The 11,256-nt window shown below is 68.3% G+C and carries 11 protein-coding genes; 2 read left to right on the top strand and 9 right to left on the bottom strand.

The features are described 5' to 3' along the window. Nucleotides 1–348, bottom strand: a 348-nt coding sequence (locus ACI3KS_RS06945; protein ID WP_404916592.1) for a hypothetical protein, incomplete at its 3' end; no start/stop codon positions are given. Between the two features lie 120 nt (nucleotides 349–468). On the opposite strand from ACI3KS_RS06945, the gene ACI3KS_RS06940 reads away from it, so the two are divergent. After that, the gene (locus tag ACI3KS_RS06940; RefSeq protein WP_404916590.1) at nucleotides 469–1,101 is read left to right on the top strand and encodes an endonuclease domain-containing protein; all 633 of its coding nucleotides are present in this window, start codon (nucleotides 469–471) and stop codon (nucleotides 1,099–1,101) included. 173 nt (nucleotides 1,102–1,274) lie between these two features. Here ACI3KS_RS06940 and ACI3KS_RS06935 read toward each other — a convergent pair whose 3' ends face one another. The 6 genes from ACI3KS_RS06935 to truB all read right to left on the bottom strand — a co-directional run bounded on the left by ACI3KS_RS06935 (nucleotide 1,275) and on the right by truB (nucleotide 7,551). Next, on the bottom strand, nucleotides 1,275–2,303 hold the full coding sequence (locus tag ACI3KS_RS06935) for an ATP-dependent 6-phosphofructokinase (RefSeq protein WP_404916588.1): 1,029 nt from the start codon (nucleotides 2,301–2,303) through the stop codon (nucleotides 1,275–1,277). 209 nt (nucleotides 2,304–2,512) lie between these two features. Beyond that, nucleotides 2,513–4,678, bottom strand: a complete 2,166-nt coding sequence (locus ACI3KS_RS06930) for a DEAD/DEAH box helicase (protein ID WP_404916586.1) — start codon at nucleotides 4,676–4,678, stop codon at nucleotides 2,513–2,515. Between the two features lie 190 nt (nucleotides 4,679–4,868). Next, entirely contained in the window at nucleotides 4,869–5,822 is a 954-nt protein-coding gene (locus ACI3KS_RS06925) for a bifunctional riboflavin kinase/FAD synthetase (RefSeq protein WP_404916584.1), read from the bottom strand. Further along, nucleotides 5,819–6,220: a hypothetical protein gene (locus ACI3KS_RS06920; protein ID WP_404916596.1), complete on the bottom strand. Its 402-nt coding sequence runs from the start codon at nucleotides 6,218–6,220 to the stop codon at nucleotides 5,819–5,821. Before ACI3KS_RS06920 ends, ACI3KS_RS06925 begins: the two co-directional genes overlap by 4 nt. A 72-nt stretch (nucleotides 6,221–6,292) precedes the next feature. Next, the gene (locus ACI3KS_RS06915) at nucleotides 6,293–6,661 is read right to left on the bottom strand and encodes a hypothetical protein (protein ID WP_404916582.1); all 369 of its coding nucleotides are present in this window, start codon (nucleotides 6,659–6,661) and stop codon (nucleotides 6,293–6,295) included. Beyond that, nucleotides 6,658–7,551: a tRNA pseudouridine(55) synthase TruB gene (gene truB / locus ACI3KS_RS06910; RefSeq protein WP_404916580.1), complete on the bottom strand. Its 894-nt coding sequence runs from the start codon at nucleotides 7,549–7,551 to the stop codon at nucleotides 6,658–6,660. The genes ACI3KS_RS06915 and truB overlap by 4 nt, the downstream gene beginning before the upstream one ends. A gap of 63 nt (nucleotides 7,552–7,614) precedes the next feature. Between truB and ACI3KS_RS06905 the strand changes: the two genes are divergently transcribed. Continuing rightward, nucleotides 7,615–8,511, top strand: coding sequence for an A/G-specific adenine glycosylase (locus ACI3KS_RS06905; RefSeq protein WP_404916578.1), 897 nt, complete (start codon nucleotides 7,615–7,617; stop codon nucleotides 8,509–8,511). 4 nt (nucleotides 8,512–8,515) lie between these two features. On the opposite strand, the gene ACI3KS_RS06900 is transcribed toward ACI3KS_RS06905, so the two are convergent. Further along, nucleotides 8,516–10,639, bottom strand: coding sequence for a response regulator transcription factor (locus ACI3KS_RS06900; RefSeq protein ID WP_404916576.1), 2,124 nt, complete (start codon nucleotides 10,637–10,639; stop codon nucleotides 8,516–8,518). A 110-nt stretch (nucleotides 10,640–10,749) separates the two neighbouring features. Beyond that, nucleotides 10,750–11,178: a 30S ribosome-binding factor RbfA gene (gene rbfA, locus ACI3KS_RS06895; protein WP_404916574.1), complete on the bottom strand. Its 429-nt coding sequence runs from the start codon at nucleotides 11,176–11,178 to the stop codon at nucleotides 10,750–10,752. Between the last annotated feature and the right edge of the window lie 78 nt (nucleotides 11,179–11,256).

Here is an 11,256-nt window from a genome sequence, read left to right as displayed (position 1 = left end):
CGGCACCAGAGCCTCGGCTACACGACACCCGCCGAGACCCTGACCCGGCTCACCACACAACCCGCCGCGAACGCGGCCTGACACGAAAGGAACAGGGACCAACTCCACGACACGCGGACCACCCCAGATGAAAACCTCATGATCTCGTGCGGTTGACCTGTTCTCGTGCAGCGCGACTATTCGTGCACAACGGCCAGATCTGACGAGATCCATCCCCATCACGGCATTCTTCACCCACGCGGACAGCGCCATCGTCAGAGTGGACGGATGCTCCTCGAACAGTGACTCATCGGTCGCGGCGGCGCCGCGCACACCTCGGAGCTGTACGCCGCCGGCTTCAGCCGTCACCGGATCTCGGCCGCCATCGACGCCGGGCTTGTGCAGCGGATCCGCCGATCATGGATCGTCGCGAGCGGCTGCGATGACGCGATCACCGCGGCGCTTCGAGTCGGCGGGCGCCTCACGTGCGTGAGCGCGGCTCGACTTCTCGGCCTCTGGGTGCCCGATGATGAGGCCGTTCATGTCGTGGTGCGTCCCGAAGCTGGTCGGATCGAGTCGACCGGACTCCGCACCCACTGGTCCAGAGGTCCGGCCGAGGTCCGCCGACGCCAGCCCGTCGACCCCCTGGTGAACGTGCTGCACCATGTGGCGCGCTGTCTGGAGCCGGCTCGGGCCCTTGCCGTCTGGGAGTCTGCGCTCCACCAGCGAATGATCGCCGCCGAGGTCCTGGCGCGGATCGACTGGCGCGGTGAGCGCGTCGCACAGGTCGCGCGATCTGCATCATCGCTCTCGGAGTCGGGTCTGGAGACGGAGTTCCTGGTCCTCATGGCCGAAATCGGCGTCACCGTTCGACAACAGGTCATGATCGATGGTCATCGGGTCGACGCGCTCATCGGCGATCGGCTCGTGATCCAGCTCGACGGCTTCGCTCATCACAGCGACGCCGCAGCTCGTCGGCGCGACATCGAGGCGGATGCTCGGCTGAGACTGCGTGGCTACATCGTGCTGCGTTTCGACTACGGTCAGCTGTTCTTCCACCCCCGGTACGTGCAGGAGACCGTCCGCACCGCACTCGCACAGGGTCTGCACCTCCGCGGCTGACGCCTCGACCGATACGCGCCCCTGGCTGCCGGCATCCGCGCATCGACACCGGCGCGCCTGATTCCCGCATGCGCGATCTGACCCGGCGGATTCGGGCCCACTCGGGCCCGAATCCGCCGGCGCAGTATCAGGTTTTCAGACGGGAGTCGGGCGCCGCCCTGTCGACGCGGGGCTCAGCCGAAGAGCGCGGCGGCCTCGTCGTAGCGCTCGCGCGGAACCGTGTTGAGCTCGCCGAGCGCCTCTGCGAACGGAACCCGCACGATGTCGGTGCCCTGCATCGCGACCATCTGCCCCCATGCCCGGTCGACGACCGCGTCCGCCGCGTGCAGCCCGAGACGCGTGGCGAGCACGCGGTCGAAGGCCGACGGCGACCCGCCTCGCTGGATGTGCCCGAGGATCGTCGCGCGGGTCTCGATGCCCGTGATGCGCTCGATCTCGGGGGCGAGCTGGTCGCCGATGCCGCCGAGGCGCGGACGGTTGAACGCGTCGAGACCCTTGTCGCTGTAGGCCTCGTCCATGCCCTTGAGCTTGAACCCCTCGGAGACGACGACGAGCGGTGCACGGCCGCGATCGTGAGCGCTCGAGACGAGCGCCGTGATCTCCTCGAGCGTCTGCGGGACCTCGGGGATGAGGATCGCATGTGCGCCAGCCGCCATGCCCGCGTGGAGGGCGATCCAGCCCACGTGACGGCCCATGACCTCGGCGACCATGCAGCGCTGGTGCGAGTCGCCCGTTGTGCGCAGGCGGTCCATCGCATCGGTCGCGATGTTGACCGCGGTGTCGAACCCGAACGAGTAGTCGGTGGCCTGCAGATCGTTGTCGATCGTCTTCGGCACGCCGATGACGTTGATCCCGTCCTTCGCGAGACGGTCGGCGGCGGCGAGGGTCCCCTCGCCGCCGATCGCGATGATGCCGTCGATCTTGTGCCCGTACAGGGTCTTCGCGATGTTCTCGGCGCCGCCGCGCTCGCCCTCATAGGGGTTGGTGCGGCTGGTACCGAGGATCGTGCCACCGACCTTGGAGAGGCCCTTCACCTCGTGCCGGGTGAGCGGGAAGAAGTCTCCGTCGACGACCCCGCGCCAGCCGTCGCGGATGCCGACGAACTCGAGGTCGTAGGTGGTGGTGCCCTTGAGCACGATGCCGCGGATGACCGCGTTGAGTCCGGGGCAGTCGCCGCCGCTCGTCAGGATGCCGATCTTCATGCTGGTGCCTTCAGACGTTCGGGAAAAGGGTGGATGAGGCGACACTGCCTGCGATCGACACTAGCGGCCCCGTGTCCGGATGCGCCATTCCACAGCGCGAAAACCCGGAATCTTGACGACGTTTCGGGACATTCGGCCAGAAATTCCACCCCATCCGTCAGAAAGAGAAAATCGGGCGTTAAGAACAGCTGTTCTTAACGCCCGATCCTTCACGCTCCGCCGAGCGCCTGGCGGAGCAGGTGCATGAGCGCCGCGAGCTGCACTGGTTCCGCTGCGGCGTCGTCGATCGCTTCACCGTCGAGCGCACGCGCCGCGAGCCCCTGCTTCTGATCGATCAGCTCCGCGATCTTCGTGTCGATCGTGTGTGCGGCGATGATCCTCCACGCGGTGACCGGCTCGTCCTGGCCGATCCGGTGCACGCGGTCGATCGCCTGCGTCTGTTCCGCTGCCGTCCACGACAGCTCCGCGAGCACGACGTTCGACGCGGCCTGCAGGTTGAGCCCCACACCCGCCGCGGTGAGCGAGCAGACCGCGATGCCGACCTCGGGGTCGCCGTTGAAGTCGTCGATCGCCTGCTGCCGATTCACCGTCGACTGATCGCCACGGATCGAGACGGAGCGGATGCCGCTGGCGGCGAAGTGCGCTTCCGCTCGGTCCATCACGTCGATGTGCTTCGCGAAGAAGACCACCTTGCCGACGGAGCGCTGCAGTTGCGCGGCGTAGTCCGCCGCGAGCTGCGCCTTCGCCTGTCCGATGCGGCGAACCATGGTGAAGACGTTGTCCCCTCCGGTGCCGGCCGCCTTCGACTCTTCGAGCTCGTTCTGCGCGACGAGACGAACGATGTCGTCGTCGATCTCACCGACGGCCCCCTTCGACGAGCTCAGAGACCCACCGGAAGATGCACGCGCCTCGATGATGCGACGGTACTTGGCAGCGAGTCGTTCGCCGAGTTCGCGCTCGGCCTGACGGATGCCGCGACCGAACTCGTCGTCCAACTGCACGGGCAGATCCGCGATCAGCTTGTCGGGCAGGTCCGCCGCGACGTCCTTCTTCTTGCGACGCACGATGCCCATGGAGATCACGGCGTCTCGGGCCTCGGGATAGAACGCCTTGTCAGCGGGCGAGAACCCGGTGGCATCGAGCTTCTCCATGAGCTCAGGACCCGGCTTCTCCCCCGTGGTCCACCCGAGGAACCGCCAGATCGCATCGAAGTCCTCGACGTCGTTGATCAGCGGCGTCCCGGTCAGCGCGAGCATGAGCGGCTTGCCGCCGGGCGTGCGCTCCCGGACCCGGGAGGCCAGCGACAGCACGTTCTGCGAGCGCTGGGAGGAGAGGTTCTTGATGAAGTGCGCCTCGTCGACGACCATGCCGCGCAGTCCGATCGACGCGAGCCACGACATGTGCCGATCGAGGATCTCGTAGTTGACGATGAACACGTCGGCGAACGCGTCGATGTCGGCGCCGTCGCCCTGGATCACGGTGGCCCGGCGCTGCGGAGTCCAGCGCTCGACCTCGCGCGCCCAGTTCATCTTGACCACGTTGGGGACGACGACCAGCAGCGGGTATGCCCCCGCGACGGATGCCGCGAGAACCGACTGCGCGGTCTTGCCGAGACCCGGCTCGTCCGCCAGCAGGAAACTGCGGTGGCCCTCACGGACCGCCTCGATGAATCTCGACTGGTGCACCATGACCTCGAGGCCCTTCGGCGACACGTGGTCGAACTCGGGGGCCGGCGGCAACTCCATGCTCGCCGACGTCCCACCGGCACCGGTCTCGAACGCCTTGTAGAGCGGGCCCATGAGCTCCCACCCGTCGAGGCGGCGACGAGGCGTGGTCGTGACACGCGGGGTCAGATCCGGAGCGAGGAAGGGATTCGCGAGCTGCCGCGACTCGACCGACGGAGGCGTCACCTGACGCTCGGCGATCGCCGCTGGAACGACCGGAGCCTGCACGGGCGCGGTGTCCGCGATGATCAGCTCCTCCGGAGCGAGTTCGGCACCCGATTCGAGCAGCCAGTCGCGGCGCATCCGCTTCGCGACCGGAGACGTCGCCTGATCCGCTTCGAGGAGCTGGATCAGCGAGGTGTCGCGTGCGGCCGTCTTGGCGAGGATCGTCGCGACGCCGTCGAGCCTCTTGAGCAGTTCGGCCCGTGCGACGTCGCCGAGATCGGCATCCGCCTTCACCCTGGCGCGCTCCTCGCGCACCAGGAAGGCGATGACCTGGAACTTGACCCGGTTCGTGGGGCCGAGCTTGCCGCGCTGCGATTTCGCCTCGATCTCGCGCACCTTGCGGGCGAGGATGGGAATCAGCGGCGCCTCGTCGTCACGACGGGACGTCTTCTTTCGCCGCGTGGCGGCGGTTGCCGTGGTCGGCATGCTCCTCCTGAGCGTGAAGGCCGAAGCGCCTGCGGTGCCGGGCCGTCTCGATGTCCGCGTGTGGCGTGAGCCAGGACCGTGCGGACGGTGGATCCGGTTCCCGTCGATGCACGAACGACGTGCGAGGATCACCGGGAACCGAGCGTCAGTCTACGCCATGCCGATGCACCAGCGCATCGCAGGACACGCCTCAGGCGATCGACGCGTCGAGCACTCTCTGTGCCTCGTCCACATCGGCTGCCATCTGCACCTTCAGCTTCTCGATCCCTTCGAAGGCGACCATGCCGCGCAGGCGTTCGATGAACTCGACCGTCACGTCGTGTCCGTAGAGGTCGAGTCCGGTCTCTCCGAGCACGTGGGCCTCGACCTGACGCAGCAGCACGTCGTCGAACGTCGGGTTGGTTCCGACCGATATCGCAGCACGATGACGGATGCCGGTGTGGTGGTCGACGAGCCAGCCGGCGTAGATGCCGTCGGCCGGGACGAAGGAGTCCGTGATGGTCGACAGGTTCGCCGTCGGGAAGCCGAGCTCTCTACCGCGCTTGAGTCCATGCACGACCTCGCCGCGAACATCCACCGGGCGCCCGAGCGCCCTGGCGGCCGTTGTGACATCGCCGTCGATGAGAAGCTGCCGGATCCAGCTCGACGATACCCGGCGGTCGGAACCCTCAAGGTACACGTCGTCGACGATGTCGACGGTGAAGCCGAGACGGGGACCGAGCTCCTCGAGGAGCTCAGGTGTTCCCGCACCGCCGTGACCGAAGCGGAAGTCCTCGCCCACGAGAACCGTCGAGACCTTGAGCGCCGACACGAGGATGTCGGTGACGAAGTCCTCGGCGCTGCGTGAGGCGAGCGCCTCGTCGAAGGTGAGCAGTAAGGTCGCGTCCAGACCGAGCTCGCTCAGCAGCTCGAGCTTGCGGTCGACGGTGACCACGTTCTCGGGGCACCGATCGGGTCGAAGCACGGCGAGCGGATTTCGGTCGAAGGTCACCGCGACGGCGCGCGCACCGGAGGCGGTGGCGTGCTCCTGCAGCCGCTCGATCACGGCGCGGTGCCCGGCGTGGACGCCGTCGAACTTGCCTATGGCCACGACCGAGGGACCGAAGTCCGCGGGGACCTCACTCGGATCGCGGAAGACGATCACGAGGCGACCTCGGCCGCCGTGGCGGGGCGGTGCGTTCGGAGCCACCAGATGCCGAAGAGCGGCAGCACGAGCGGGATGAACAGGTAGCCGTGACCGAACAGCGACCACACCGTCTCGTGCTGGAAGAGCGCGGGGGCGAGGATGCTGAGCAGGCCGACCACGAGGACGCCGGTGAGCTCGAAGACGATCGACACCCACGCCACCGTGTACCAGCCGCGCCGCTTCGCGAGGACGAGGGCGAGGGTGGCGAGGATGTAGACGACGGCAGCGAGTGCGGACAGCGAGTATGCAAGCGGCGCTTCGTCGAAGCGTCGGACGATCTGCACGAAGCTCCGTCCGGTCGCGGCCAGCGCCATCACGGCGTACACGATGACGAGGACCCGGCCGATGCCGGTCATCCGCGAGGTGGTTTCGGTGGTGCTCATAGCTCCACCCATCCTAGTTGCGGGCGGACCGCCCCGGATCCGCGGTCAGGCGACCTGGATGGTCCAGATCACCTGCATCCGCCACAGCATCACGGCGATCGCCAGCGCCGCCACCCCGAGGATCACGGTGCTCCAGCGACTGCGCTCCATGAGCGCCCACAGCACCGCCCCGACGGGTAGCAGCACAGCCGAGACCAGGTACACCCAGTACTCCAGCAGGTCGCCGGTCGGCGGATTACCGGCGAGCGGCGACACGATCGCGACGACCACCTGCACGATGAGCAGCAGCTCGATGAGCGCCAGCGCTCCCACCGTGTAGTCGCTCGGGCGCCGCTTCGCGAGACCGGCGACCAGGCAGAACACCCCGGCGGCGATCGCGACGATGATCTGGACGACGGTGAGCCAGAGGATCATGCGGCGGACTCGGGCATGTTCATGGCACTCTTCAGGTCGGCTCCGCGCTTCTCCACGATGCCGACGAGGTCGCCGTCGTCGTCGATCGCCGCGGCGAGAGCGCCATCGACGCGAGCCGCTGCTCCCGACAGACGCTTCCCGTGCCGGAGGTCGCGGGCTTCCTCGGCAGTGACATCGAGCCTGGGCAGCACTCGGACCGCAGCGGCGGCGGGTGACGCCGGAACCGCCCCGTCGAGGGAATCGACGGAGACGGCATCCGCGACGTCGAAGTCGCCGACGTGCGTGCGACGCAGAGCGGTCAGATGCCCGCCGACACCGAGCGCAGCGCCGAGATCGCGGGCGAGGGAGCGGATGTACGTGCCCGACGAGCAGTCGACGACCACGTCGAGATCGATGTTCGCGTCGGCATCGCGTCGCGCGATCAGGTCGAAACGGGAGACCGTGACCTCGCGCGATGCGAGGACGACCTCCTCCCCCGCCCGAACCCGGTCGTACGCGCGACGGCCGTCGACCTTGATGGCCGAGACCGAGCTGGGCACCTGGGAGATCGTGCCGGTGAGGGCGCGGATGCCGTCGGCGATGGCCCCGTCTGTGACGGCATCCCACGCTGACGGGGCCGCCGTCGCGACGGTTTCGCCCTCTGCATCGTCGGTCGTCGTCGTGGCGCCGAGACGGATCGTCGCGGTGTAGGTCTTGTCGGCGCCCACGATGTACGTGAGCAGCCGCGTGGCCCCCTCGATACCGATCACGAGAAGGCCGGTGGCCATCGGATCCAGGGTTCCGGCGTGACCGACCTTGCGTGTGCCGAACGCGCGGCGGGTGCGCGCGACGACGTCGTGACTGGTCAGTCCTGCCGGCTTGTCGACGAGGAGGATGCCGGGCGAGACCATTGCTCCAGCCTACGGTGCGCGCGCGGGCGCGCACGACGGGATCCGCTCGCCTACGCTGGACTGATGCCCTCTCCGTCGTCCGCCGCCGTGTCGGCGATGCACCACCTCTCAGAGTGGTACCGGGGCGCGGCGCGCGATCTTCCTTGGCGTCGGGCGGAATTCCACGAGGAGTACGGCGCGTGGGGAACGCTCGTGAGCGAGTTCATGCTCCAGCAGACTCCCGTGAACCGCGTGATCCCGCATCTGACCGCATGGTTGGCCCGGTGGCCGAGACCGAGTCTGCTCGCCGCGGCTGCCCCAGCGGATGTCGTGACCCAGTGGGCGAACCTCGGCTATCCGCGTCGCGCGCTGTGGCTCCATCGCGCGGCGATCGAGATCACCGATCGACACGGCGGTGTCGTCCCCCGCGATGTGGACGCATTGCTCGCACTCACCGGGATCGGCGACTACACGGCTCGAGCCGTCGCCGCATTCGCCTACGGCGACCGGCATCCCGTCGTCGACACCAACACGAGACGCGTGCTCGCCAGAGCGGTCGACGGACAGTCGCAGCCCTCTCCGCCTTCGCGTCGAGACCTCACCCTCATGGAATCGCTGCTGCCGGCATCCGATGCGGAGTCCGCGGTCTTCAACGCGGCGGCGATGGAGCTCGGCGCGACCGTCTGCACCGCGCGATCACCGAAGTGCGATGTCTGCCCGCTGCGCACTTCCTGCGCCTGGGTCGCCGCCGGACGTCCCGACACCGGTGACACCCGCCGACGTCAGGCCGCCTTCGAGGGCTCGGACCGTCAGGCCAGAGGTGCAGTCCTGAGACTCCTGCGCTCCCGACCGGCCGGTGTCCTTCTCGACGCCGTGCTGCCCGACTGGCCCGATCCGCATCAGCGCGATCGCGCGATCGGAACGCTGATCTCGGACGGCCTCGCGGAGGCCGACGGCGAACTGCTGACCCTGCCGCGCTGAACGATCACACATACCGGCTGACGCGATGGGCGCGCACGGTCAGTTCCGCTCGCGTGCGGACGTCGAGTTTCGCGAAGACCCTACCCAGGTGCACCTCGACCGTGCGGACCGACACGTTCAGCTCCTCGGCGATCGTACGGTTCGAGGCGCCGGCCGCCACGCGCATGGCGATCTCGAGTTCCCGCGACGTCAGAAGCGGCTCCCAGGCCGCCCGACACGCACTGAGGTCGTGACGACTGCCCTGGCCGTCCGATGCGTCGGCATCCAGTCTGTCGAGCCGCTCGCTCACGACCCGGGTCCAGGCATCCGCCCCGGCGACGGCGAACAGGTTGTGTGCCGCACGCAGATGCTCTCGCGCGACCTCCGCGTCCTGCCCGATGCTGGCTCGGATGCCGATCATCGCCTCGAGTCGACCGCGCTCGAACGGTGAGAGCACTTCACGTGCGGCGGCGGCGATCGTCTCGCTCTCCGCCCGCCAGCGGCCCTCGTCGAGGGTCGCGACCTTGGCGCGGAGTCCCCGGGCGGCGACGCTCTGAGGGGGTTCGACGAGCCGGATGATCGTCGGATGCTCCCACGACCACGGTGCGGCTTCGTCGAAGCCCGGCAGGGCGAACGCGGTGCCGGGTGCTCCCTGGTCGAGCCACAGGCGCATGATCGCCGTGGCGTCGTCGAATGATCCCGAGAGGAACGACTCGATGGCTCGGTCGACGAGACGGTCCAGCCGGAAGCCGGCCGGCAACGCGTTCGTCAGTGCCTGAGCGACCGGCCCGATCGCACCGTCCACGGCGAGATCGAGTCGACGCAGCAGGGCCACGCCCACTCCTGAGAAGGCCATTGCGACAGGAAGATCGAGCACGGCGCCGTTCAGCCGCTCCCGCGCCGCTCGGATGTCGCCGCGCCAGGCGAGCAGCAGCGCTTCGACGACGGCGAGATACGCGTGCACGAGCGGACTGTGCTCGAATCCCGCGACGAAGGCATCCACTTCCGGTGTCAGGTCGGAGTCGCTCGCGGTGATCGCGCGTATCGCGCGATCGAGATCGCCGTCGATCGCGGCGCGGAGCGCTCGGAGAAGCCGTCCGCTGAACGGTCCGTGCCCTGAGACGTCCTCGTGGTCGTCGTCGCGCGCGATCAACCAGCTGAGCGCGACCACAGGGTCCCGCAGGGATCGTTCGGTGCCGGTGCGCATGCTCCCCTCGCGCAGCGCATCGAGCCACAGGCGCATCCCCTGCCGGTCGTGCCGCTCCGCGCTGAGAACGGCACCAAAGGCTGCCGCACGTGTCCAGGAGTACCAGTCCGAGAGGTCGTCGCTCGTCGGTCGCAGAGCGGAAGGATCGACGTCGGGAACCGCCCCGTGCAGGTGAGCCTGGGCGATCAGGAGTCCGCTGAGTCCCTGCAGGCGATACTTCTCCGTGCCCCGGGGGAACAGCGCGGACAGCCAGGAGGCCGCCTCGGCGGCATAGCCGGCTCCGATGGACGCCGCACCGGCGACGAGGCGCGCCTCATCGAGATCGACATCCGTCGCGTGCGCCGCTGCTTCCACCGCGAGCTGCAGCGCCCGGTCGGTGTGACCGCTCTCGGACAGGCTGCGCGCGATCCGGATGAGCTCGGGCGCCGCTTCGGCAAGCCCCCGCATCGATGCACGGGCGCGATGCCAGTCAGCGCCGACACGGTCGCCGATCGCATCGAACACCTGTGCGAGTCGGCGATGCGCCGACGACTCGACGGACGTCGACGCAGTGCCCTCGACCCACAGTCCGAGTCTCGGATCGGCGAATCGAACGCGTCCTGCACGGATGACGAGATGCTCGCCGGCAGCGCTGTTCGCGATCTGCTCGGCGGTGCGCCCATCGAAGACGAGCAGCGGATCGAGCTCATCATCGAGGGTCAGCGCCACCCCCAAAAGGAGGTCACGATCCCGTGTTCCGAACTCCAGGCTCTCGAATCGAGAGGCCACCGCCGGGACGAGCGGGAGCGGATGCGGTAGCGGACGGAGTCCCGCTCTCACGGCAGGATCGAGTCCCGCGACCATCTCGATCACGGACGGCTGATCGCCGTCCACGCCCGAGATGACGCGGCTCAGTACGTGCGGTGCGCAGTTCAGCCCCAGACTGTGCAGCTGCGTCAGCATCTCGCATACGACGAACGATGCCGACGCCGCCGCTGTGCGCGGTGTCGGTGTGTCTATTCTGCTTTCCCCTCAGCGTGCGTTCCCCTCGCACGCTGAGGGTAGCAGTCGGATCAGCTGTCCGATTCGTCGTCGTGCACGTACGGGTCCGCATCGCCGGCGTGCGACGCACCGGACGCGAGCTTGGCGACCTCGGCGTCGTGCTCCTGCGCCTGGCGAAGCAGCGCGGAGATGTGGTCCGCGTTCTCGGGCAGTGCGTCGGGGATGAACTCCAGCGTCGGCACCAGTCGGGTGCTGAGCTGACGACCGACCTCGCTGCGGAGCATCCCCGTCGCCGAGGCGAGCGCGGCGCCGCTGGCAACGCGCTCCTCTTCCGTGCCGAGCACGGTGAAGAAGACCGATGCGTGCTGCAGATCGCCGCTCACGCGGACGTCGGTGATGGTCACGAAGCCGAGGCGCGGATCGCGCAGCCCCTTCTCGAGGCGCTCCGCGAGGATCACGCGGATGCGGTCGGCGAGACGAGCCTGTCGTTCTCCAGCCATGCTTATTGTCCTTCTCTCAACCGCCGAGGCGGGGAACCTGTTGCGGAGGTGATGGATGCCATCGGGATAGTCGGGGTC

The sequence above is a fragment of the Microbacterium sp. ZW T5_45 genome, from assembly GCF_044987415.1.
Taxonomy (GTDB): domain Bacteria; phylum Actinomycetota; class Actinomycetes; order Actinomycetales; family Microbacteriaceae; genus Microbacterium.
Note: the sequence above shows the minus strand (reverse complement) of the source record. Positions and strands in the feature narration are given on the sequence as shown.

Bases quoted from the DNA above. Each gene is read 5' to 3' on its own strand.
- truB (WP_404916580.1), bottom strand. From the start codon at position 7,551: ATGGTCTCGCCCGGCATCCTCCTCGTCGACAAGCCGGCAGGACTGACC.
- ACI3KS_RS06915 (WP_404916582.1), bottom strand. From the start codon at position 6,661: ATGATCCTCTGGCTCACCGTCGTCCAGATCATCGTCGCGATCGCCGCC.
- ACI3KS_RS06930 (WP_404916586.1), bottom strand. From the start codon at position 4,678: ATGCCGACCACGGCAACCGCCGCCACGCGGCGAAAGAAGACGTCCCGT.
- ACI3KS_RS06900 (WP_404916576.1), bottom strand. From the start codon at position 10,639: ATGCTGACGCAGCTGCACAGTCTGGGGCTGAACTGCGCACCGCACGTA.
- ACI3KS_RS06920 (WP_404916596.1), bottom strand. From the start codon at position 6,220: ATGACCGGCATCGGCCGGGTCCTCGTCATCGTGTACGCCGTGATGGCG.
- ACI3KS_RS06935 (WP_404916588.1), bottom strand. From the start codon at position 2,303: ATGAAGATCGGCATCCTGACGAGCGGCGGCGACTGCCCCGGACTCAAC.
- ACI3KS_RS06905 (WP_404916578.1), top strand. From the start codon at position 7,615: ATGCCCTCTCCGTCGTCCGCCGCCGTGTCGGCGATGCACCACCTCTCA.
- rbfA (WP_404916574.1), bottom strand. From the start codon at position 11,178: ATGGCTGGAGAACGACAGGCTCGTCTCGCCGACCGCATCCGCGTGATC.